General features: G+C 71.4%; 23 protein-coding genes and 1 pseudogene. 14 read left to right on the top strand and 10 right to left on the bottom strand.

The features are described from left to right. The first annotated feature begins 49 nt into the window (after positions 1 to 49). From BL253_RS16840 to BL253_RS16830, 3 genes are read left to right on the top strand one after another with little or no spacing between them, the layout of a single operon-like run. Complete coding sequence (locus BL253_RS16840; protein ID WP_081438383.1) at positions 50 to 508, top strand: ArsR/SmtB family transcription factor; 459 nt, start codon at positions 50 to 52, stop codon at positions 506 to 508. After that, positions 508 to 990 carry an SRPBCC family protein gene (locus BL253_RS16835; protein WP_076818005.1) on the top strand — a complete coding sequence of 161 codons (483 nt, stop codon included), beginning with the start codon at positions 508 to 510 and terminating at the stop codon, positions 988 to 990. Before BL253_RS16840 ends, BL253_RS16835 begins: the two co-directional genes overlap by 1 nt. Then, positions 983 to 1,690, top strand: coding sequence for a TIGR03086 family metal-binding protein (locus BL253_RS16830; RefSeq protein WP_081438382.1), 708 nt, complete (start codon positions 983 to 985; stop codon positions 1,688 to 1,690). Before BL253_RS16835 ends, BL253_RS16830 begins: the two co-directional genes overlap by 8 nt. A 120-nt stretch (positions 1,691 to 1,810) precedes the next feature. On the opposite strand, the gene BL253_RS16825 is transcribed toward BL253_RS16830, so the two are convergent. Next, entirely contained in the window at positions 1,811 to 2,095 is a 285-nt protein-coding gene (locus tag BL253_RS16825) for an NHL domain-containing protein (RefSeq protein WP_076818003.1), read from the bottom strand. Positions 2,096 to 2,151: 56 nt separating this feature from the next. Here BL253_RS16825 and BL253_RS44755 point away from each other — a divergent pair, with 56 nt between their 5' ends. Together BL253_RS44755 and BL253_RS16820 are read left to right on the top strand one after the other, a co-directional pair. After that, positions 2,152 to 2,280, top strand: coding sequence for a hypothetical protein (locus BL253_RS44755; protein ID WP_274535217.1), 129 nt, complete (start codon positions 2,152 to 2,154; stop codon positions 2,278 to 2,280). Between the two features lie 102 nt (positions 2,281 to 2,382). After that, positions 2,383 to 3,000, top strand: coding sequence for a LysE family translocator (locus BL253_RS16820; protein ID WP_076818001.1), 618 nt, complete (start codon positions 2,383 to 2,385; stop codon positions 2,998 to 3,000). A gap of 86 nt (positions 3,001 to 3,086) precedes the next feature. Here BL253_RS16820 and BL253_RS16815 read toward each other — a convergent pair whose 3' ends face one another. After that, a complete protein-coding gene (locus BL253_RS16815) occupies positions 3,087 to 3,488 on the bottom strand; it encodes a DUF3592 domain-containing protein (protein WP_131831506.1) in 402 nt (133 codons plus the stop codon). Positions 3,489 to 4,059: 571 nt separating this feature from the next. Between BL253_RS16815 and BL253_RS16810 the strand changes: the two genes are divergently transcribed. Beyond that, positions 4,060 to 5,100 (top strand): LLM class F420-dependent oxidoreductase, encoded by a 1,041-nt coding sequence (locus BL253_RS16810; protein WP_076817998.1) that lies wholly within the window; start codon positions 4,060 to 4,062, stop codon positions 5,098 to 5,100. Here the strand turns inward: BL253_RS16810 and BL253_RS16805 are convergent. Then, a pseudogene (locus BL253_RS16805) lies at positions 5,069 to 5,557 on the bottom strand (condensation domain-containing protein); the annotation flags it as partial. The gene BL253_RS16810 and the pseudogene BL253_RS16805 sit on opposite strands and share 32 nt — an antisense overlap. A gap of 86 nt (positions 5,558 to 5,643) precedes the next feature. Here BL253_RS16805 and BL253_RS16800 point away from each other — a divergent pair. After that, positions 5,644 to 7,257, top strand: a complete 1,614-nt coding sequence (locus BL253_RS16800; protein WP_241834866.1) for a TrkH family potassium uptake protein — start codon at positions 5,644 to 5,646, stop codon at positions 7,255 to 7,257. Positions 7,258 to 7,307: 50 nt separating this feature from the next. Then, positions 7,308 to 7,988 carry a potassium channel family protein gene (locus BL253_RS16795; protein WP_076817995.1) on the top strand — a complete coding sequence of 227 codons (681 nt, stop codon included), beginning with the start codon at positions 7,308 to 7,310 and terminating at the stop codon, positions 7,986 to 7,988. 30 nt (positions 7,989 to 8,018) lie between these two features. Here the strand turns inward: BL253_RS16795 and BL253_RS16790 are convergent, their stop codons facing one another. Then, on the bottom strand, positions 8,019 to 8,678 hold the full coding sequence (locus tag BL253_RS16790) for a TetR/AcrR family transcriptional regulator (protein WP_076817993.1): 660 nt from the start codon (positions 8,676 to 8,678) through the stop codon (positions 8,019 to 8,021). A 1-nt stretch (position 8,679) separates the two neighbouring features. Then, entirely contained in the window at positions 8,680 to 10,410 is a 1,731-nt protein-coding gene (locus tag BL253_RS16785) for an N-acyl-D-amino-acid deacylase family protein (RefSeq protein WP_076817992.1), read from the bottom strand. Between the two features lie 244 nt (positions 10,411 to 10,654). Between BL253_RS16785 and BL253_RS16780 the strand changes: the two genes are divergently transcribed. Beyond that, positions 10,655 to 11,233, top strand: coding sequence for a hypothetical protein (locus BL253_RS16780; RefSeq protein WP_241834865.1), 579 nt, complete (start codon positions 10,655 to 10,657; stop codon positions 11,231 to 11,233). Positions 11,234 to 11,401: 168 nt separating this feature from the next. Here BL253_RS16780 and BL253_RS16775 read toward each other — a convergent pair whose 3' ends face one another. Next, positions 11,402 to 11,710 (bottom strand): DUF1876 domain-containing protein, encoded by a 309-nt coding sequence (locus BL253_RS16775; RefSeq protein ID WP_076818107.1) that lies wholly within the window; start codon positions 11,708 to 11,710, stop codon positions 11,402 to 11,404. A 276-nt stretch (positions 11,711 to 11,986) separates the two neighbouring features. Here BL253_RS16775 and BL253_RS16770 point away from each other — a divergent pair, with 276 nt between their 5' ends. Then, positions 11,987 to 12,481 carry an STAS domain-containing protein gene (locus BL253_RS16770; protein ID WP_076817988.1) on the top strand — a complete coding sequence of 165 codons (495 nt, stop codon included), beginning with the start codon at positions 11,987 to 11,989 and terminating at the stop codon, positions 12,479 to 12,481. Here the strand turns inward: BL253_RS16770 and BL253_RS16765 are convergent. After that, positions 12,392 to 13,462: a sigma-70 family RNA polymerase sigma factor gene (locus BL253_RS16765; RefSeq protein WP_241834864.1), complete on the bottom strand. Its 1,071-nt coding sequence runs from the start codon at positions 13,460 to 13,462 to the stop codon at positions 12,392 to 12,394. The two genes, BL253_RS16770 and BL253_RS16765, sit on opposite strands and share 90 nt — an antisense overlap. Positions 13,463 to 13,689: 227 nt before the next feature. Here BL253_RS16765 and BL253_RS16760 point away from each other — a divergent pair, with 227 nt between their 5' ends. The 4 genes from BL253_RS16760 (at position 13,690) to BL253_RS16740 (ending at position 18,081) form a co-directional block, all read left to right on the top strand. Next, positions 13,690 to 14,925: an aromatic ring-hydroxylating oxygenase subunit alpha gene (locus BL253_RS16760; RefSeq protein WP_241834863.1), complete on the top strand. Its 1,236-nt coding sequence runs from the start codon at positions 13,690 to 13,692 to the stop codon at positions 14,923 to 14,925. A gap of 325 nt (positions 14,926 to 15,250) precedes the next feature. Continuing rightward, entirely contained in the window at positions 15,251 to 16,210 is a 960-nt protein-coding gene (locus BL253_RS42300) for an Rpn family recombination-promoting nuclease/putative transposase (protein WP_158230366.1), read from the top strand. A gap of 216 nt (positions 16,211 to 16,426) precedes the next feature. After that, positions 16,427 to 16,813 (top strand): (2Fe-2S)-binding protein, encoded by a 387-nt coding sequence (locus BL253_RS16745; protein WP_076817983.1) that lies wholly within the window; start codon positions 16,427 to 16,429, stop codon positions 16,811 to 16,813. A 386-nt stretch (positions 16,814 to 17,199) separates the two neighbouring features. Then, a complete protein-coding gene (locus BL253_RS16740; RefSeq protein ID WP_338013720.1) occupies positions 17,200 to 18,081 on the top strand; it encodes a hypothetical protein in 882 nt (293 codons plus the stop codon). A 143-nt stretch (positions 18,082 to 18,224) separates the two neighbouring features. Here BL253_RS16740 and BL253_RS16735 read toward each other — a convergent pair whose 3' ends face one another. The 3 genes from BL253_RS16735 to BL253_RS16725 form a co-directional block, all read right to left on the bottom strand. Then, positions 18,225 to 18,692 (bottom strand): NUDIX domain-containing protein, encoded by a 468-nt coding sequence (locus BL253_RS16735; RefSeq protein WP_076817980.1) that lies wholly within the window; start codon positions 18,690 to 18,692, stop codon positions 18,225 to 18,227. A gap of 176 nt (positions 18,693 to 18,868) precedes the next feature. Then, positions 18,869 to 20,806: a CocE/NonD family hydrolase gene (locus tag BL253_RS16730; protein WP_081438380.1), complete on the bottom strand. Its 1,938-nt coding sequence runs from the start codon at positions 20,804 to 20,806 to the stop codon at positions 18,869 to 18,871. A gap of 320 nt (positions 20,807 to 21,126) precedes the next feature. After that, positions 21,127 to 22,407: a PucR family transcriptional regulator gene (locus tag BL253_RS16725; RefSeq protein WP_131831505.1), complete on the bottom strand. Its 1,281-nt coding sequence runs from the start codon at positions 22,405 to 22,407 to the stop codon at positions 21,127 to 21,129. Positions 22,408 to 22,446 lie beyond the last annotated feature (39 nt).

The raw sequence follows: 22,446 nt of genomic DNA, 5'->3' as shown, positions 1-22,446 counted from the left end.
TCCTTCTAACCTCATCCTCAACCAGTTGGTTGAGGAGTCGGAGGGAACGGTGGACCAGCTCTCTCAGGTGTTCGCGGCGCTCGCCGACCCGACGCGCCGGGACCTGGTCGCGCGGCTGACGGACGGCGACGCCACGGTCGGCGAGCTGGCGGCGCCGTACGCGGTCTCCGTCCAGGCGGTGTCCAAGCACCTCAAGGTGCTCGAGCAGGCGGGCCTCGTCAGCCGCGCCGACGGCGCCCACCGCAGCCCGGTGCACCTGGAGGCGAAGGTCTTCGACCTGGCGACGGCCTGGCTGGAGCGCTACCGCCGCCAGGCCGAGCAGCGCTACCGCCGTCTCGACGCCGTGCTCGCCGCCATGAACGACGACGAGAAGGACGAGAACGACGACAAGAACGGCGAGAACGCCGGCCACCCGGCAGGACGGCCCACGAATCACCCCGGCACCAAAAACCTGAGCAAGAGCAGCGCCCGCGCCCGCGGCGCGGCCGAGAGCAGAGAGAGCGCCTGATGACCACCACGAAGACAGTCACCATCGAGGCCGACCCGAGCGTGCCGCTGATCCGGATCACCCGTGACTTCGCCGCGACCCCGGCGCAGCTGCTCCGGGCGCATACCGAGCCGGAGCTGTTCGCCCGCTGGGCCGGCCCCGACGGCATGGACAACCGCATCGACTACTGGGACGCCCGCACCGGCGGCAGCTGGCGCTACGTCGCTCACCGGGACGGCGCCGAGTTCGCCTTCCACGGCTCGTTCCACGAGATCGATCCCGACCGGCTCGTGCAGACGTTCACCTACGAGGGCGCACCCGACAGCGTCGCGCTGGAGACGCTGTGGTTCGAGGACCTCGGCGACGGCCGTACCCGACTGCACGCCCAGTCCCTCGTCGACAGCTTCGAAGGCCGCGACGCCTTCGTGAACAGTGGCATGGACGTCGGCATCGAGCAGGGCTACGTGAAGCTGGACGCGGTCCTGGCCGCCGGCGATGCCTGAGACGGCCCGCGAGCAGTCGCCGTCGCCCTCGTCGTCACCTCGGGGTGACCTGGGCGCCGGCGGCGTGCTCGCCAACCTCACGGACTCCGTCGCCCCTGTCGACACGGTCGACCTCGTCGCGCTCGCCGACCGGCCGGCCGAGCGCCACCGGCACATCGCGGCGACGTTCACCGACCGGGTGCTCGGCACCTCCGACTGGGACGCCCGGTCTCCCGTGCCCGAGTGGCGGGCACGCGACGTCGTGGGCCATCTGTGCGAGTGGTTCCCGAGCTTCCTCGAGGCCGGAACGGGCATCGAGCTCACCCGCGGACCGTCGGCCGACACCGACCCGGTCGAGGCCTGGCGGGTACACGCGGGCGCCGTGCAGGCCCTGCTCGTCGACCCGGCGACGGCGGACCGGCTGCTGCGCAACCCGCACATCGGCGAGATCCCGCTCGCGGCGGCGATCGACCAGTTCTACACGGTCGACGTCTTCATGCACACCTGGGACCTGGCCCGGGCCACCGGCCAGGACGACCGACTCGATCCAGGCCTGTGCGCCGTCCTGCTGGACGGGATGGCGGGCATGGAGGACGTGATCCGAGCCTCCGGGCAGTACGGGCCGCGCGTGCCGGTCCCGGACGAGTCCGACGTCCAGACCCGGATGCTCGGGTTCATCGGCCGCGACCCGTTCTTCGCCCCGCCGGTCACGGCGCCGTAGACCGTGGTCACGCCAGGTGCGCAGGCGTCCCGCCACTAGCCCGGTGGTGGCGCCGGGCCGACGGCCGCGCGGGTCACCGTGCCCGCCACCGGTCCGGTGGCGGGCACGGTGACCCGGCGCTCACCCGCCGGCTCTGGCGATGGTGTCGATGGTGCCGTCGGGCGCGACCCGGCGCACCTGGCGATTCCCGCCGTCCACGACATAGACCGCGCCGGTCACATCGGCGGCCACCGCCCGGGGCATCAGGAACGTCGCCGCCAGCGCCGGGCCGCCGTCGCCGTCCGCGCCCTCATGACCGGTCCCCGCGATCGTCCTGATGATCCCGTCCGGGCCGACCTTCCGGACGTTGGCGTGATCAGGGCTGACGGTGTGAATGGAAACGGTCAGCCACGGGCATGACCGCAAACTTTGGGGATCCTAGAGGGCGGCGGGGCGGACGCGTCGCCTGGCAGAGGCTGGTCGTGATCCAGGACGACGGCGAGGAGGCCGACCTCGCGGCGGGTGGTCAGGTGCGGGCCCGACCCGCACCGCTCCTGCCCGCCCGGACGGCGACGGTGGGACGGGCGACGGCGGGACGGCCGGTGACGTGAGGGGCCCATCTGGTCGCATGAGCGCGTCGTCTGTTCGCCTCGACAGGCAGGGCGCCGTGAAACTCGGTGTCGCCGGGCGCGGCGGCGTCCTAATCTCGTTGGGTGCTCGTCGCGGTTACCACCTTCACGGTCGCGTCCGTGCTCGTCGTGCTGCTCCCGGGACCGGACACCCTGGTCGTGGTCCGCAATCTGATGCGCGGGGGGCGGGGCGCCGCGCTGCGGGCTTCGCTGGGCGCGATGACCGGCCTGTCCATCTGGGTGGTCGCCGCCTCGCTGGGGCTGTCCGCGCTGCTGACGGCAAGCCACGAGGGGTACCTCGCGCTGCGGATCACCGGCGCGGTCTACCTCGGCTGGATGGGGATCACCACGCTGCGGGCCAAGGCGCACGACAGCCCCGGCGAGGGGGCCGAGCCTCGCCGAGGGCTGATCGGGAGCGGCTTCACCGCCGGCCTGCTGACCGACCTGCTGAACCCGAAGGTCGGCGTCTTTTTTCTGAGCTTCATGCCGGGCTTCGTCCCTGACGGCGCGCCGGTGGTCTGGACGTCGCTGCTGCTGGGCGGGATCTTCGTCGTCCTGACGGCTCTCTACTACCTCATGCTGCTCGCGCTGTCCGGCCCGGTCATGCGCTGGATGGCCGACGGCCCGGTCCGGCGATGGGTGGACCGCGTCACCGGCCTCGTCCTGATCGCGTTCGGCGTGCGCCTCGCCATCGAGCCCTAGGCCGAGCCCTGCCAGGGCACGGCTACCACAGGGTCCGCGTTCTGCGTCGCCACGGCCTGTCCGTCTCTCAACCCGGCCGCTGGGCGTCAGTCGCGGCCCGGGCGGCGGCGAGCCAGGACGGTCACGCCGATGCCGGCGGATGCCGCTCCGGCGGCGGCCCCGGCCAGATCCCACCACACCGGCTCTCCGCCCAGCTCGCTCGCCAGGGCCACGTGCCCGGGCTGTTCCGGATCGTAGACCACCCGGATGGTGTCGCCCTTATGCACAGAGGACCTCACCCAGAAACCGATCCTGCGCTGTTCGACGTCCTGACCGGCGACGTACCGGACGGTGGCGTGGTCCAGTCCGCGATCCGCCTGGACCGCGACCACCTGGGCCTCGGTGGGTGTGCCGTGGGCCGACAGACCCGTGAGCAGCTTGTGGTCATGCCAGGCAGCACGTAGCTGGGCGACCAGCAGCACCAGGCCGAGAATCGTCAACGCCGTCACGCGGGCCAGGCTGGCAGGCGCGAGTCGAAGCCTCAGAGACCGCCGGGTGGGCAGCGCGAACGGACCTGGGTCATCCAACGGCTCGGCAGTCCGGATGACGATCGGCGCTCGGGGCGCGGTCCCGCCGGGGGCCGTCGGTCGACCGTCCGGAGACGTGCCGGGACCAGTGGACGTCTCCGCACCAGTAGACGGCGAGGGATCAACGGGTGGCGCGGGATCGGTGTGTTGCGTCAGCACGCCCTCGGCCACGTCAGATTCGCCTCGTCTCGACCGCAGCGCCCCAAACGGACCAGGACCACATCGTGACCGGCTCACCGGTGAGACGCAAAGGCCAGGCCAACCACTCCCGTGACCGCTGGTTCACCAGCGGCATGCCGTCGTGACCGCCGACTCGTCGAGGACAGACGAGATACCGGAGGCGGGGACGCAGATCGGGGGCATGGCCGTCCTCCTCGCGGTGGAGGCCTGACGGTGCCGTAACCGACCGGTACGGTGACCGACGAGACGTCGGGGTCGACGGTCGTGGGCGACACGGCGCGGCGCACGGCGACGAAGGCGAGAGGCGGGGCGTATGCGGATCGGGATGCAGCTGGCCTACAGCGGCGGGTTCACCGAGACGGCCGCGGAGCTCGGTGACTACGAGAAGGCCGGGCTGGACATCGTCTTCGTGCCCGAGGCGTACTCGTTCGACGCGGTGAGCCAGCTTGGCTTCCTCGCCGCGCGGACCGAGCGCGTCGAGCTCGCCTCCGGCATCCTGCCGATCTACACCCGTACGCCGACGCTGACCGCGATGACGGCCGCGGGGCTGGACTACGTCTCCGGCGGCCGGTTCACCCTTGGCCTCGGTTCCTCCGGCCCGCAGGTCATCGAGGGCTTTCACGGCGTCCCGTACGACGCTCCGTTGGGCCGTACCCGCGAGATCATCGAGATCTGCCGGGCGGTGTGGCGCCGTGAGCGGGTCGAGTACCAGGGGAAGCACTACACACTGCCGCTGCCGGCCGACCAGGGCACCGGCCTCGGGAAGCCGCTGAAGCTCATCAACCACCCAGTACGCGAGCGCATCCCGATCTTCATCGCCGCGATCGGCCCGAAGAACGTGGAACTGGCCGCGGAGCTCGCCGAGGGCTGGCAGCCGTTCTTCTTCCACCCGGAGCGGGCGCGTGACGTCTGGGGTGGCCCGCTCGCCGCTGGTGGGGCGCGACGGGACCCGTCGCTTGGCCCGCTCGACGTCGTCGTCGGCGCGCCGCTGGCCATCGGTGAGGGCACCGAGGAGCTGCTCGACCTGATGCGCCCGATGTTCGCGCTCTACATCGGCGGGATGGGCGCCAAAGGCCGCAACTTCTACAACAGCCTCGCCCAGCGCTACGGCTACGAGAAGGAGGCGGCACTCATCCAGGACCTCTACCTCGCCGGGAAGAAGAAGGAGGCCGAGGCCGCGGTCCCCGAGGAGCTGCTGCGCGCCAACGCCCTGATCGGCCCCGAGGGCCACGTCCGCGAGCGCCTCGCCGCCTACGCGGAGGCCGGCGCGACCACCCTCACTGTCACCCCGCTCGCCGGCGACCACCGTTCCCGGGTCGCACTCATCGAGCGACTCCGCGCGTGGACCACGTGACCTCGTTGTCCGRCTCGGCACGCCGGGCGTAGGCAGCGGCGAGGTCGGCCAACAGCGAGGCGTCCGACCACCCGTCCGCGGAGACCCGCTGCAGCACCAAGAGCACCCGGTGGAAGCCGCCGTCGATCCGAAAGGCCGTCATCCGGGGCGGCAACTCGCGGGGCGGGTCGAACGGACGGCTGACCCCTCGCTGGATCGCGTAGGTCATGCCCTGGCCGTGCATCCCGTCCATCCGCGCGATGTCGGTCATATCGGACCATTCGATCATGGGCGGCACGGTCGGAGCGACCCACGGGTATGGGCGGCCGTCGTCGATCTCGACGACAGTACGCCACGCCTCGTCGCGCGCGGTCACCTCCGTGAGTGCGCGGCCTAAGGCATCGGCACTCAGGTCGCCGAAGACGTCCACGAGCACCGCGTGGTTGTAGGCGGCCGAATCGGCGGACATAGGACGACGATGCCAGGTTCTGGCGGCCTGGCAGGATGCGAGTCAGGCAGGCAGGCAGTAGTCAGGCAGGCGTGGCGCGGGCGTGAGGAGCTGGGGTGACGGTAAGCGGACCGCCGCCGGGGCCCACCGACGACCAGCTGCCCGCCGACCAGCTGCCCGACGAACGGTTGCCCGATGGCCGGTCGCCCGTCGGCCCACTGCCCAACGACCACCCGCGCGACGATCCGCTGCCCGATGCCCGGCCGCCCGACATCCCGCGCCGCCCTGTGGACCGCCTGGCATCCACCTGGGCTCCTCCCGCCCCTCGCCCGGACGATGACGAGTCCTCGCTGGTGGCGCCGGAGCCACGGCGGCGGCGGGGACGTGGGCTCGGACAGATGCTCGCGGCACGTCTCGGCCACCCGCTGAAGCTCATCGCGGCCGCGTTCCTGACGACCGTCGGCGTGATCACGCTGCTGCTGCGCCTGCCGCTGTCGGCCGAGCCAGGGCAGCACACGACGTTCCTGCAGGCGCTGTTCACCGCGACCGGCGCGAGCTGCGGAGCGCTCGCGAACGTGGACACCCCGACCCACTGGTCGACGTTCGGCGAGGTCGTGATCATGTTCGCCGTCCAGCTGGGCGGGCTGGGGTTCATGACGTCGGCGTCGTTGCTGGGCCTGCTGGTGTCGCGCCGGCTGGGCCTCCGGATCCGGCTGCTCGCCGCCACGGAGACCCAGTCGGTCGGGATCGGCGACGTCCGGCGGGTGGTCCGAAACGTCGCCCTGATCACGTTGGCGATCGAGGGTGCGGCGGCGTCGGTGCTGTCTGCCTGGCTCTGGCTCGACCACGGGATGCCGGTGGGGCGCGCCGCCTACCACGGCGTCTTTCACGCGGTCACCGGATTCAACAACGCCGGCTACGCGCTCTACAGCGACAACCTGATGTCGTTCGCCGGCGACCCGGTGGTCATCGTGACGATCGGGCTGGCCGCGATTCTCGGCGGACTGGGGTTTCCGGTGTTGTTCGAGCTGCGTCACGAACTGCGCACGCCCCGACTCTGGTCGATGCACACCAAGGTGACGCTGCTGGGCTACGGGGTCCTGCTTGCCGGCGGCGCCGCCGCCGTTCTCGCGCTGGAATGGCGCAACCCGGCGACGCTCGGCCCACTCGGCGCCGCCGACAAGCTGCTCGGCGGGTTCTTCGGCAGCGTCACCGCCCGCACCGCCGGCTTCAACACGTTCGACTATGGCGCCGCCCAGCCGGCGACGCTGGTCGTCACCGACATCCTCATGTTCATCGGCGGCGGCAGCGCCAGCACCGCAGGCGGCATCAAGGTGACGACGTTCCTGATCCTGTTCTTCGCGATCGTCGCCGAGGCCCGCGGCGACGACACCGTCGACGCCTTCGGCCGGCAGGTGTCACCGGCGGCGCTGCGTCAGGCGGTCGCGGTCGCGCTGCTGGGGGTCGCGCTCGTCGTCACCGGGACACTGTGCCTGCTCATCTCCAGCCACCACACCCTCGACCAGACCCTGTTCGAGGTGACGTCGGCCTTCGGCACCGTGGGGCTGTCCACCGGGATCACCGGCGGGCTGCCAGCCTTTGACCAGTACGTCCTGATCGTGCTGATGCTGGTAGGTCGGATCGGCCCGATTACGCTGGCGTCGGCGCTGGCGCTGCGGGAACGGCGCCGGCTGTACCGGCTGCCCGAGGAACGGCCGATCGTCGGCTGACTGGACCTTGGCGCGGGTCATGTGACGGCGGGAGCGGAGGCGAGGCTGGCGTGGGCCGGGACGTGCACCCGAACGCGGTACTGGTGATCGGGCTGGGCCGGTTCGGCAGCACACTCGCCGAGTCGCTGCAGCGGCTCGGGCATGACGTCCTCGCCGTCGACACGGACCGCGACCTCGTCCAGGAGTGGTCAGGGACGCTGTCCCACGTCGTCGAAGCGGACGCGACCAGCGAGGCCGCGCTGCGCCAGCTGGGGGCCGACGGCTTCGACCGGGCCGTGGTCTCGATCGGCGTCGACATCGAGGCGAGCCTGCTGGCCACCGGCACGCTGCTCGACCTGGGCGTCCCGGAGGTCTGGGCGAAGGCGATCACCCGTCAGCACGGACGGATCCTGGAACGCATCGGCGCGTCACACGTCGTCTACCCGGAGCGCGACGCCGGCGAGCGGGTCGCGCACCTGCTCTCCGGGCGGCTCATCGACTTCGTCGAGTTCGACAAGGGGTTCGCGGTCGCGAAGCTGCGCGCCCCCGAGTCGATCTGCGGGGCGACGATGGACGTCGTCGCGCCCCGCGGCCGGTTCGGGGTGACGATCGTCGGGGTGAAGCGCCCCGGAACCGAGTTCACCCACGTCGTGGCGGACACGGTCCTCGGCCGCGAGGACCTCATCATCGTCACCGGCCGGACCGACGAGGTCGAGCGCTTCGCCGCGGCCACCGGCACCCGTCCCGCCTGAGTTCGCCGTTTCGCCGGCCCGCCGGCCAGGTCACAACAGGGCGGTGAGCACGGTCCGGACGGCCGCGTAGTGGTCCGGACGCGGCGGCCTCCGCTCCTGGTTCCCGGCGGAGTCGACGGCCGCGTCTCCGGCCGACCGACGCGAGTCCTGCGCCGCCTCGAGGACGGCCGCGCCGATGACGGCGGCCGTCACCTGTGACACGACGTCCAGCGCCCGGGCCTGGTCCGCCTCACGTGGCCCCGCGGCCCGCAGCAGCCGCTCCAGGTGCCGTTCGACGTTCTCCGCCAGGATGCGGCCCTGAGCGACCTGCATGACCAGGATCGGATGCTCGCGGAACCATGCGAACAGGCCCTCGGCGAACCGGGTGACCGTCTCCTCGAACGTCGCCGCGGGCTCGGGGCCAGGCGCGTACAACGTGTCGACGGCCCGCGCCATGACCAGCGCGAGGAGCTCCTCGCGGGTCCGCACGTGATAGGAGATCCCCGGCACGGTCATGCCGAGCGCGTCGGCCACCCTGCGTATGGTCACCTGGTCGAGGCCGATCTCGAGGGCGGCGTCGATGATGTCGTCGGCCGTCACCTTGCGCGGGCGGCCACGCCGGCCAGGCGACGCCGGCTCCGCCCGGCCGGCTCTGCCTTCCGGGTCCGCGCCCTCGAGTTCCGCGTCGAGATCCGCTCCGCGTTCGGCCACGTCAGGTGACGGTAGCGGGATTGCGCACCAGTCTTCCGGGGAGCGCACCCGTCGGCTCGCCGTCGCGACAGGTGACAACGCCGCTGACCATGGTGAGCGCGTAGCCGTCCGCCTTCTGCACCAGCCGTCGTCCCCCGGAGGGCAGGTCCCGTACCGCGACGGGTCTGTGCAGCGTCAGGGCGTCGTAGTCGATGATGTTGAGGTCGGCCTTGAGGCCCGGGGCGAGCAGGCCACGGTCGCGAAGGCCGACCGCCTCGGCGTTCGGCCGGGTCAGCATCCGCACGGCCGCCGGCAGCGGGATCTTCGGGCCTCGGGTGCGGTCGCGCGTCCAGTGGGCCAGCAGCGTCGTCGGGTAGCTGCCGTCGCTGATCGTGCCGTAGTGCGCCCCACCGTCGCCGAGCCCGATGATGGTGTGAGCGTTCTCCATGAGGAGACGCACCGGTTCCAGGCTGTCCCCGGCGTAGTTGCCGGCCGGCAGCAGGAAGGCCGCGAGCCCGTCGCTGTCGACCATCAGGTCGTAGATCATTTCTCGTGGGCTGACTCCCCGGGCGGCCGCGAGCGCGCCCACACTCGTGTCCGGCGTCGGCTCGTAGTCGGGCACCTCGGCCATGACGTAGAGGTTGGCGTCCTGGCCGGCGAAGAACCGGAAGACGGGGTTCGGATGCCCGGACCGCTCGGACAGGATCCGTGCCCTGCGAGCCGGGTCGCGCATGGCGTCGACKCGCCTGGCCAGCGGCAGATCGGCGATCTCCAGGTAGCTCGGGTTGAAGACGAAGGGGTGGAAGGACAGATCGAGCCCCAGCACGACACCGACCGGACGAGGGAAGACCTGGCCGCGTATCTCCGGAAGGCCGTCCCGGTTCTCGGCGGACAGCGCCTCAAGATAGAGCCCCGCGTACTCCGGGAAACCCTGCGTGTTGATGAGCGTGAAGGACAGCGGCCCGCCGGACGTCACCGTCAGCCGCCGGAACAGCGCGACCTCGGCTCGGGGGTCGTGCTCGCCCTGCGTGGCGATGAGCTGAAGAACGCCCGCGCCGGCCCGGCGCAGACCGCGCGCAAGCGCGTGCAGTTCGGCCTCCTCGACCCCGACCGTCGGCGCCAGGTCGCCTTCCGGGGTCCGGTGGCCGATGCTGCGCGAGGTGGTGACTCCGAACGCGCCGGCGGTGACCGCCTCGGCGACGATCCGCGTCATCTCGTCAAGCTCGCCCGGGGTGGCCGCCTCCCGGTCGGCCCCCCGCCGCCCCATGACATGCACCCGGACGGCCGCGTGCGGGACCTGCGCCGCGAAGTCCACGTCCGCCGCGCGTCCGGCCAGCACCGAGAGGTACTCGGGGAAGGACTCCCACGTCCACGGCAGCCCTTCCGCCATGACGATCTCGGGAATGTCCTCCACGCCTTCCAGGACCTTGACCAGCAGCGCACGGTTCTCCGGGCGGCAGGGAGCGAACCCGACACCGCAGTTGCCCATCACGGCCGTGGTGACACCGTGGCCGGAGGACGGCGAGAGYCGGTGCTCCCAGGTGACCTGGCCGTCGTAGTGGGTGTGGATGTCCACGAATCCGGGCGTCACCAGTCGTCCCTGGGCGTCGATCTCCTCCCGGCCGGTGCCGTCGACCCGGCCGACCGCGACGATCCTGCCGTCCGCGACCGCGATGTCGCCCTCGAACAGGTCGGCACCGCTACCGTCCGCGATGGTCCCGTGACGGATCACTTGGTCGAAGTCCGGGGCCACAGCCCACCTCCCAAGAAACGATTTTTCTTACTCTAGAAAGAAAAATCTTGGGCTTCAACCGTACGGCGAAGGAACCGGATGTGGACGCGGCCGTGGCCGGCCAGGATCCCGCGACGACCACCCGCCTCCCCCCGCGTCGCCGAGCACCCCCAACCTGGCGCGACCTGGTGGTCGACCGGTCAGGGCATCCCAGGTCAGCGGGCAGGCCTCCCGGTAAGGTGCCGCCGCGGCGTAGCGTCGCGGTGTGCATCGGCTTTCCTCGACCGTGGTGTGTGTCGTCGGGCCGGACCCGGCGGCCGCGCCGGACAAGATCGCCCGCTCGGTCATGGCCCCGCTGGCCAGCGCGACGAACGTGACCGTCGTGCTCCCTGACGACACGCTGCCGCCCGGTGCGCGGGCGGCGGCCGCCTGGCAGGACTGCCGCGCCGTCGCGACGCCCTACGTGGTCCATGACGCTGACCCGCTCGCCGAGGTCGCGGCCGCCTGGGTCGCCCGTTACGACGAGGCCGGGCAGGTGGGCGATCTGGAGATCGCCGTGAGCGCGGCCATCGCCCGGTTCCGCCGCGGCGAGGTCGACATGCCGGACAGCCTGGTGCTGCTCGACCCGGACGGCTGGCCCCCGACCCGACGGCACTGGTACCTCGGCGTTCTCGCCGCCGCGGCGCCGACGCGGGTGGTGCCAGTCCGCTCCGACGCCCGCGAGCTGCGCCGCACCCTTGCGGCCCTACCCGCCGGTCGCTGGTGGCCCGAGCCCTCCGAGCGCCTCCTCGACGGCATCGACCGCGTCGTCCCCGACCGCGTGGGCCTGCCCGTCCGCACCTGACCGACGTCACGCCTCGCCGCACAGGACCGGACCGCGCCGCGGCCTTCGGTGGCGCCGCCGGCCTCGGCCGATCGTGACTCGGCCGGGTCGTCGTCAGGGCGGTTCGTCGTCAAGGCGATTCGTCGTCAAGGCGATTCGTCGTCAGGCTGGATCGTCAGGGCCRGGTCGTCAGAGCCGGACTGTCGCGTGTTCGCCGGTGCGGGACTCGATGTTGCGGGCCGCCGTGTCGAGCAGCTGGTGCGCGAGGTCCGCCAGGGCTCGGGAGGCCGCGACCTCGTCGCCGATCGTCGGCATGTCGGCGTCGTGCGGGTGGCAACGGGCCAGGCCTACGGCACATATCTCCTCGCCGGCCCCAAGCTTTCCCAGCTGCATCGCGCCGTCTTCGTACAGTCGGGCCTCGGCCCGGGTACTGCCCTCGTCCTCGATCAGCTGTACGTCCACGGTCCAGGTCTTCGTCTTGGTCTTCGTCACGGTCATCGCGCTCACCGCCTCCATCACTGCTACTTCGCGGTCGCCTCCCCGAAGCGTTCCCCGTCCGCGGCCGGTTGACCAACCCAGGCCGAAACCCCCGGCCAGACCGCTCGGCCGGGCCCCGGCCGGCCTGCTCAGGCGGATCCCCGCCGGCCCGCTCGGGCGGTCTCCTGGGCGGCCGCCGAGGCCTTGGGACGCTGCCGCGATGAGTCGCGGCGCGCCGGACAGTCAGTACGTCGGGCCGCCGCGACTGTCGGTGTCCCATGATCCGGAGGCCGGCGCGTGGGCAGGTGCGAGAAACTGGTGGGCGGGGTCCAGCCGGCGGGAACATCCCAGCCGGCGGGCACCGCCGCTCCCCCGGCGGACGAGCTCCGCTGGCGGTTCGACCCGGCCGCCGGCCGGCGCGCCACCGGGGGGCGCGCCACCGAGGATCCTGGCGAGTCCCTCAGCGTGGCCCTGATCGCCGCCCCGTKGGCACGGACGGTGGTCTGCGACGTCACCGCCGTTGGCACGCCGACGCTGGCGACGGTCAACGTCCTCGCGCGGCTGCGGCTCACCGCCCGCCGGCAGGGCCGCGGGTTCCGGCTGGACGGTGTGCAGCCGAAGCTGCGGCTCGTGCTTGAGCTGACGGGCCTGGCCAGCGTCCTGGGTGTGGAAGGCACGCCGGCCGGGCCTGTCGCCACCGGCTCAGCCCTCCAGGAAGGGTGGGAGCCCGAACAGCGGGAACAGCCGGTCGGTGTCCAGGAAGTGGTTGACTCCGACAATCTTGCCCTCTGACAGCTCCAGCACGATCAGCGACCACGGGACGTAGCTGCCGTCGCCCACGCCGTCCGGCACCGGGGAGACCTCGGTCCCGGTGACCGCCGCGTGGACCGCCGCGTGCTGCTCGGCCTCCCCCGGCGCCAGCAGGTGGTACTGGCCGAAGGCCGGGCTCCCGTTGGCCACGGTCGGCACCAGCCTGGAGTCGCGGCAGACGGAGCCCGTGCCGAGCATGAACTCGGCGATGTCGAGCGGGCCGCGCAGCCAGAGCTCCAGCGGCGGCATGGTCATGGTCGCGTCCTCGTGCAGCAGCGCGGTGAGGGCGTCCATGTCGTAGTTCTCGAACGCGGCGACATAGCGAGCCAGCAGCTCACGCTGCTCCTCGTCGGAGGGGCGCAGCTGGTCGGTCTCGGCGGCGGGCGAGGCCGCGAGGGTGGCCCGGGCACGCTGCAGGGCGCTGTTGACCGAGGCGACGGTGGTGTCGAGCAGCTCAGCGGTCTCCGCCGCCGACCAGCCGAGCACCTCGCGCAGGATCAGCACGGCGCGCTGGCGCGGTGCGAGCCGCTGCAGCGCGACGACGAGGGCGAGGCGCACCGACTCGCGCGCGACGGCCAGCTCCGCCGGATCCGCCGGGCCGCCGGCGCCCACCGCGCCACCGGAGAACACCGCCGCGTCGGGCGCCGGCACGATCCAGGTCGCCTCGGGCAGCGGCCTGGGCAGCGCGTCCGCCGGGCCGGACGGACCGGTGAGGTCGACCGGCCGGGCTCGCCGTGCCCGGCCGGCGGCGTGGTCCGAACAGACGTTGGTCGCGATCCGGTACAGCCAGGTCCGCAGCGACGCGCGGCCCTCGAAGCGGTCGAGGCTGCGCCAGGCTCGGATCATCGTCTCCTGCACCGCGTCCTCCGCCTCGAACGGCGAGCCGAGCATCCGGTAGCAGTAGCCGGTGAGCTCGCCGCGGTGGCCGGCCATCCGCTCCTCGAGCTCCGCGCGGCTCCCCACCGGCGCACCGGCCACGAGCGTGCCGACAGACTCGGTGCCGGCGAGTCCTGTGCCGGCAGGCTCTGTGCCGGCAAGCTCTGTGCCGGCGGTCTGTGTGCCGATAGGTCCAGACGTGCCCTGCGTCATAGCCCGATGATGCACCCCGGGTCCGACAAAACCGTAGGGGCGGTCACCGCCGGGCCGAACAGCCCGGCCCGCGGGTGCCCGTTCGCTTGCGCGCAGGCAACATGTCCGCAATGCCCCCGGCCTACGGTCCGGTGGTGACCGTCGTCGACTCCGCCGCCTCCGCCACCCTCGCCGCCGTCGCTCCCGTCGCCCTCGCCACTCCCGCCGCCCTCGTCGCCGCCGCGGCGGCCGCCCACCGCCCCGGCCAGGACGCGGCGCTCGACGCGGCGTTCCTCGCGGCGTCTGCGCGGTACTGGCATCCCGTGGCCCGGTCGTCGGACGTCGGCACGGCCCCCGTCCGCGCCGCGCTGCTCGGCGTCGAACTGGTCCTGTGGCGCCAGCCCGCGTCCGGCCCGGCCACCACGTCAGACTCCGCCGCCACATCCGGCGCGGCCGGCGCGGCCGGCCCGGCGAGTATGGCCGACGCGGGCGCCGTTGCCGCGCTGGTGGACCGGTGCCCGCACCGGAGCGTGCCGCTGTCCGGCGGCGAGGTCGACGCCGACGGCCGACTGCGCTGCCCCTACCACTCCTGGGGGTTCGACGGCGCCGGCCGATGTGTCGACATCCCCCAGCAACCCGACCAGCGCGTCCCGGACATCATCGCCGCCCAGCCGGTACGCGTCGCGGAGGCGGCCGGGCTGGTCTGGGCCTGCCTCGTCGACGAGGCGGACGAGGCGCGGCCGCGGCCGCGCTTCCCGGAGATCGAGGACCTGGGGTGGCCGCACTATGTCGGCACCGTCCAGGACTGGAACGGCCAGGCCGCCCGCCAGGTGGAGAACTTCTGCGACATCGGGCATTTTTCGATCCTGCACACCGACACGTTCGGCAACAGTGACGTGCCCGCGGTGGATCCGTACGCGGTACGCCGGACAGCGTGGACGGTGGAGGCGGACTACCGATATCCGAGCGTGAACCCGGTAGCCGAGCCAGGCCCGGACGGGCGCCRCCCGGTAGGTGAGACGTACTTCCAGTACCGGATCGAGCTGCCGTTCGCGGTCTGGCTCGGCGGCGCGAACGGCCCGAACACCGTGATGTTCTCCGTGTGCGCACCGACGTCGGCGACAACGCTACGGCTGTACTGGATGAGCGCCTTCGATCCAGGCGTGTACGGCGATGGACCGGTGGACGGCGACGGCCTGCAGACCGTCGAGGACATGATCTGGGCACCCGACAAGAAGATCGTCGAATCTCAGCGGCCCGCCCGGGTCTTCGCCGCCACCGACGAGGTACACCGCGCCTTCGACGCCCTCGGCGTCGCCTACCGCAAAGCCCTACGCGAACACGGCTTCGCCGGCTGACCACGACCACGGCTCGCACGGCAGAGCTCGCGGTGCCCTACGCGGACGAGACGACGATCGGTCGGCCCGCGCACGGCAACAGCGACACGACGGGCGCGGTCTGCGGCGTTGAGACGATCACGATAGGCCTGAGGTGGAGACATCGGCGCGACTCGCTCACCGTGATGGGCGAGCGGACGCCGCCGCACGCGAGGCCTGCTGGGAGTGCGGCGCCACCGTCGCCGCCAGCTTGATGGCCGGCCGAGCGCCGCCCCGCGGCCGTGCGGATCGAATCCTGGCATGTGGCGCCGTCCCGGATGTCGGTGTTCGCCTGTACGGTGCCGCCATGTCGAGCCCGCCCACGCCGCACGACGCGGTGTTCCGCCGGATCCTCGGTACGCCCTCGAACGCGGCGTCGCAACTACGCGCGACGCTGCCGCCGGCCCTCGTCGCCCGGCTCGACCTCGACCGGCTGACCCCGGTCCCTGGCAGCCTGGTCGACGCCACGCTGCGGTGGCGGCACACCGACCTGCTGTTCGCCGCCCCGCTCGACGGCCGTGAGGCGTTCATCTACGTCCTCATCGAGCACCAGAGCAGCAACGATCCGCTCATGGCGTTCCGGATGCTCCGCTACGTCGTGCGCGTTTGGGACCGTTACCTGGCCGACCATCCCAAGGCGACCCGGCTGCCGGCGGTGATCCCGCTGGTCGTGCACCACAATGAGCACGCATGGACCGCCCCGGCCCAGGTGCTCGACCTCGTCGACCTCCCCCCGGACCTCGCCGACGCCTGGCGGGAGCATCTGCCCCGGTTCCAGTTCCTTCTCGACGACCTGGTCCGCGTCGACGAGCGGGAGCTGCGCGAGCGGCCGCTGACCCACTCCGTGCGACTCACCCTGCTCCTTCTCAAGATCGCACCCGGGAACCCCAAGCTGGCCTCGGACCTGTGGCCATGGGTGGATGAGCTACGCGCGGTCCTGGAAGGCCCTGATGGTAGGGAGGAGTTCACCGCCCTGCTGCGTTACATTGAGCTGGTCGGAGAGGCAGACACACGTGACCAGCTGCATGACCTGATGGCCACTCTTGGTCCTGAGGCGGAGGAGGCCTACATGACCATCGCGGAGACGCTCCGTGCCGAAGGCCGCGTCGAAGGCCGCGTCGAGACGCTGGTCCAGCTGCTGACCCTCAAGTTCGGCCCGCTTCCCGATGCCGTACTCACGACCGTGCGCAACGCCTCCACCGACCAGCTCCAGGCCTGGACCGCCCGCGTCCTGACCGCCGATACGCTCGACCAGCTCCTCGCCTGACCAGCAACTCCACCGCGGTGGAGCCTGTGCACCGCCGCATTCCGTAACGAGACGCAGTTCGTGCCCACCCCAGTGCCGCCCGGCGCCGAGGGCTCGACGCGACAACGCCAGTGAGCTGACGGCCCGGCTTCCTCGCCCCGCCGTGACGAACCCAGCAAACAAGCTAGGTGCGCTGGCAGCGGGTGGACCRTCGAGGCCGACTACCGCTACCCCAGCGTGAACCCGGTCGCCGAACCGGGGCCGGACGGCCGCCGGCCCGTCGGAGAGACCTTCTTCCGGTACCGGATCGAACTGCCGTTCGCGGTCTGGCTGGGCGGCGCGAACGGACCGGGCAGCAGCATGTTCTCGGTGAGCGCCCCGACATCGGCGACGGCGTTGCGCCTGTACTGGATGAGCGCGTTCGACCCAGCCGTGTACGGCAACGTCCCGGTGGACGGGGACGGACTGCAGGCGATCGAAGACCGCATATGGGCCCCGGACAAGGCAATCGTCGAGTCGCAGCGCCCCGCGCGGGTGTTCGCCGCGACCGAGGCACACCGTGCCTTCGACGCGCTCGGCGTCGCCGACCACAAGGCGCTACGCGACCTGGGCTTCGCCGGCTGACCGCCGCCGCTTTCCGCGGCGACGGCATGCCGACCGGGAGAAACAGCCCCTTTACCCCGGAAGGCGAAATCGAACAGTTCGGCAAGCCGGCGGGCAGACCTTAACGTCTTCTGATCGTAGGCACGGCGGCCGAGATGTACCTGCGATAGCACTGACGCCTTCATGGCTATGCTGCGCGGGTGGCGATGGCTGAATTCTATATCGATCTTCCAGGTCGGCGCGGTGGACGTGACCGCCGCACTGGTGTGGATGGCGTCAGACCGACGATTCGGTGTCCAGCGGCGGAAGTACGGCCATGCGCCTCGGTCGTTCGCATGTACTCGCCATCGTCATCGAACGCGCGAACAGGGCGAATGGCGCTGGGAGTCTCAGTACCGCGAAAGGCGGTGCCACTGCTGGTGGCCGTGGTCGCCTTTCTCGTCCTGCTGTCCAACACGGCACTGGCCGCCGATACAACCCAGTACGCCATCAATCCCACCCGCGGGAATGGCGTGGCGATTCCCTTCGAGGGTTACACCGACCAGCACGGAAATCCGGTGCCGATCAGTGGCGCCGTCGGCGTCGACCTGGTGTTCGGGTCGGGCTCGAACCAGTATCTGCCATGTCAGAACTTCAATCCGTCGACCGGCACCGGGGACACCTTCGTGAACGCCTGCCAGACTCCGAGCAGTTACGCCACCTATACCCGGTTCCCCGTTGGCGGCGGACTGTTGTTCCCGCACGGCTACTTCATGGGCAACACCCAGCCCGATCTGGTGCACGGCGGAATGTTGACCACCAACTGGGGAGCACGCGCCACCTCCCTGTCGGTCGAGTTCTACCCCCAGCAGGACCTCGACTCCGTGTACGTCCATCCCCGGTTCGACGTCAACCGGTTCGACCACCACGCCAACGGCTGGACGTACTCCCCAGCCGTGGGCCGCATCACCCTGGCCACACTCGCCGATCCGGGCACCACGCACTTCGGCGGCCGGCTGACGGACGCCGGCCGGGCCGTCGCGCCGGGCCGCGCCCGGATCACGATCTTCGGCGGTGAGGCGCACTCGTCCACCGGCTACCGGATCGCCTCGTTCGCGGTCGTCACCAGCACGGGCACCGACCGCTGGGACAGCGGCGCGATGTACGCCGGCGGGCAGCAGATCTACATCCTGGACACAGTCACGCACCAGCAGTGCGTCAGCGGCCACTCTCTCATCACCGGCGCGATCGACATCGATCTTGCCAGGCCCGGATTCGGCGACGCCAACGCCCGCTGCTCGGCGGTGTGACCACCCGGCGAGTGCCGACGCGGCGGATTCCAGGGGTGCTCGCAACACCTGATGGCGCGGTTACAACCACCAGATGGCCGAAACGGCGATCACGACCTCGGCCGGGCGAGTCAGCCTCCGACGGAGGCACTGGGCGGCCATCGTCAGCGCAGCAGGGGGGCGGTGTTCGCGAGGTAGTCGCGGATGCGGATCCGGTGCGTCTCGTGCATGTGCAGGTCGGCGATCTCGTCGAGCGTGAAGAAGTCGACCGCGGTCGACTCCTCGCTGACGGCCAGCTCACCACCGACGATGGCGCAGGCAAGACAGATCGAGAACTGCTGGCGGATCTCGCCGTCGGGGTAGGCGAAGACGTGCCCCGGGTCGGAGTAGATGCCGACGATCCGCTCGATGACGACGTCGAACCCGGTCTCCTCGCGGACCTCCCGGATCACGCAGTCGGCGAACGTCTCCCCGATGTCCATCCCGCCGCCGGGCAGCGCCCACTCTCCGTTGTCGGCCCGCCGCTGCAGGAGGATCCGCCCCTCGGCGTCGGGGGCGACGGCGCAGCCTCCGATGACCAGCGCGTTCGCTCGCGGCGCGTTCGGGTCGTGGTAGTAGTCGATTCGCCTCACGCGCCCATCATCTGCCCACGGCGGGGCGGCGGGGCGGCGGGCCGGGCATGCCTCGCGGTACGGAAGGGCGGCGGACCTTGATCACCGAACTGTCCGCTCGGTTCACCCGGTCCGCCGCCCCGCGGGGTCAGGAGTGCTGGGGGTCGCCTGTTATCGGCGGATTCTGGCCGTGCTGGTCAGGGCGCCGGCTGGACCGTCGGGAGCTGGACGCGGACGTTGGTGGCGTAGGTCGTGCTGATGCCGTTGCTGGGCCGCGCGAACGGGCCGGCGGATGACAGCAGCTCCAGCCGGGGCCGATGGCCGGGGGTGAAGGTGTAGGCGTTTCCGGTGAGCTGGAAGGTCGCCGCGCCGCCCTGGTCCGCCGTCACCCGGTAGATGCCCTGGGTGACGAGGATTTCGCTTCCGCCAGGGGCGACGTCCCACAGCCGGGCGTCCAGCTGGCTCTCGGGGCCGATGTGCTGGATGTTCACGGTCACCTGGGGCATTCCGGCCAGGGTGAACGCCTGTGCCCGCGCGGGCCCGATGGCGATGATGGCGTTGTCGTGCGGGAAGGCCAGCGAGGTGCGACACGGGTTGGACTTCTGCAGGGCCTGGGAGAAAAGTGGTCCGAACTGTGACGAGTCGCCGCCCAGGATGTCACCAAGGGTCGCCGCGTCCACCGTGCCGTCGATGAGGCCGGTGAGCACGTCACCCAGCGTCCCGGGCAGGATCCCCAGGACCGGGTCGCGGCCGCTCTCGCCGAGGAAGTTCACTCCGCTCGACGTCGTCGCCTGCAGTCCCGGCTGGTTGAACGTGAGCGTCCCGGGGTGCGTGGCGGCCCACGACGGTGCGGTGACGGGCGCCGGGGTGGGGGCGCCGGCGGGACAGCTCATCGGTGAGAGGGCAACCGATCGGGGCGCCGGCCCGGTGCCGGTTCCGCGCAGCTTGGCGTCGAAGAACGCCGATCCCGCGTCGACCAGCCGATTGACGACGTCGCCGCGGTTGCTCGCGCCTGGGTGGCCGGTGTCGCCCAGTTGCAGCGACACGTCCGCGGTGGGGCTGGCCGCCAGCGCCTGGTTGTAGAGGGCGAGGCCCTGCTGGGCGTTGAAGAGGTCGTCGGTCCAGCCGTTCTCGACCAGCAGGGGCGCGGGCGTTCCGGGGATGGCCGTCGTGCCCTTGTACCGCAGCGCCCGGACGAGGCCCTGGACGTCGGTTCCGGCGTAGGGCTCTCCCCGCAGGAGGGCCTTGTACCAGGTGGCCAGGTCGGCATCGGCGTCGGCGCCAGCCGGGGCGATCTGCCCGAACAGCCCGGTGATCAGGTACAGGAAGGTCGTGTAGGACAACTTGGGAATGCCGACGGGCGAGGTGTCCGTCGCGTAGTTCGGCGGTGTCGTGTCGGTCGMCCGGCCGTTCGGGACGAGCGCGGTGGYGAGATCCGCCCATCCCCAGCGGGGGTACGACGCCGCGATGCTCAGTGGGGTGCCGTTCGGGCTGGTCCAGGGAGCGAAGGTGCCGTCCGGCAGCGCGATCCGGTTCCTGAGGAATGCCAGCTGCGCTGCGGTGCCGCCGCCGTAGGAGACTCCGGTGACGCCCACCGCCGCCGGAGCGGCGATTCCCTCGTCGACGAGCTTTCCCACGAGATGCTGGACGTCCCGTGCTTCGTAACGGACGTCGTCGAGGTGAACCCATCCGCGTGCGCAGCCGGGACTGGTCTTGGTCTGGGCGCCGCAGGAGCCTCCGAAACCGCGCGCGGTCGGCGTCACCACGGCGTAGCCGCGTTTGGCGTAGTAGTTCGTGTTGTAGTGGTAGGTCAACGCCTGCGATCCCTCGGGCGACGTGTCCTCAAACGCGGTCTTGTCCTCGCCGAGGCCGTGCAGCAGGACGATTGTCGGAAACGGCCCGGATCCGGTCGCGGGTAGCGTGACGTCGACATCCAGTGGTGTGCCGTCCCAGGAGGCCGCCCGCTGGTCGATGCCCGTCGTGGGGCAGAAACGCACGCCGTTCTGATCGGTGCACGAATGCCCGAACGGCGAAGCGGCGGCCCGCGCCGCGGCGGCATCGACAACGACCAGACCGCCCGCCAGCGCGGTCGCCATCCCGACCGCGCATAAGCTTTCCCTGAACCTACGCCTCATGAAGTTCCTCCTCGTGACGGAAGCCGGCCAGGCGCGCGAAGGCACCCGGGTCGTCGTGTCTTTTTCTTCGCTCCGGGGCTGCGCCCACGGTTTCACCACCGGGCGCGGGCGCCCAGGTACCCGTTCGAAGAGAAGCCGTCTCTTACTCGCCCATTTCTGGCGGTCCTGAACATGGCTGGCGCCTTCGGGATGGGCGGCAGGGGATACCTGTGAATGCCGGCGTTCCGACGATGAGAAATGCCGCGGGGCCGGGCGTGTGACAATCCTGGCACGCCCCGCCCGCGATGTCCTCGGCGAGGAGATACGAAGTTACGCGGGTGTTACTGGACCCCCGGTCCGAGGCCGGCGGCCGGCCAGGACGGCGACGGCGACAGCGACGGCGACGGCGACGGCGACGGCGACGGCGAGATCGCGGCGCCGGTCCGGGCGAGTATGAAGGCCATCCGCAGCACGAAGGCGTCGCGGCCACGGCGGGGATCGCGGCCGGTCAGGCTGATCACCTTCTCCAGCCGGTAGCGCAGGGTGTTCACGTGGACCGGGAGACTGCGCGCGGCGGCGTCCGGTGAGCCGTCATGAGCGAGCAGCGCGTCGACCGTCTCCACCAGCCCCCGCCCTGCCGCGAGCAGTGGGTCGTAGTACTCGGCCACCAGCTGGCGCGCGGCCTGACGGTCTCCGCAGAGGACCCGTTCCGGTAACAGGTCATCGACCCCGACGACCCGCCCGAGCGTCCGTTGGCCGGCGACCGCCCGCAGCCCGAAAAGGACGGCGGTCGCGGCTGGGCGCGCGGCGACAATGGACTCGACCGGGTTGCTCACGACGAGGTTGTCGATCAGCGCCGGATCGCCTGGCGCCGCGGGGCGAACCATTTCGTCCAGCGCGGCGGGCACGTTGTCCCGAATTTCCCCCATCGCCGCGGGTGCGATCAGCAGGACGGCCGGCCCGCGCCGGGCGGCGCATGCCGGGGCGCCGTGGGTCTCCATGATCCGATGCATCGCGCGCAGCATGGCCTCGGTGGCATCGACGGGCGGGACCGCACCCGCGACACGGACCGGCACGCCGAGTGGGAACACACCGTCAGCCCGGTCCGCGATCTCCCGCTCGTCGCCCTCGAGCAGCGCGTCGACCAACAGCTTCTGGCGCTGGTCGCCGTCGCGGGCGCGATGCTGCGCCACCCGCGCGTAGACCGACGCCGCAGCGAACGCGGCCTCACGGCCGTACCGTTCGAGATCTCCTCGAACCAGGGCGGCCGACGGCTCGCCCATGACGTCGTCGACGGCCGTGAGGACGGTCTCGACCGTCAGCCGGATGAGTTCGACGACCTGCCCCAGCGACAGCTGCTGCAGCGCTCCCCTGGGCGCGTCCGAGAAGATTCCCCGCAGCGCCGGCGAACGCGGCTCCGCGATGTCCTCCGCCATCACCTTGAGCTCGTTCATCACCACGATCTTGATCCACGACTTGGTCCGCGCCGGCAGCCCACGAAACCACGGCATCTCACCGAAGGCGTCGAGCGCGGCGTCCGAGAGACTGTCGATCGATCGCCGGAGGCTCTCCAGTGCCTTGGCCTGGTCGGCCTTGGCGGCCTGGCCGGCTGCCGTCCGCACCAGTGTCACCTCCACGGCGAGAGTGTCCCGGGCCGGCAC

The organism is Pseudofrankia asymbiotica, assembly GCF_001983105.1.
GTDB classification, from domain to species: Bacteria; Actinomycetota; Actinomycetes; order Frankiales; family Frankiaceae; genus Pseudofrankia; species Pseudofrankia asymbiotica.
This window is presented reverse-complemented; position numbering and strand designations above follow the sequence as displayed.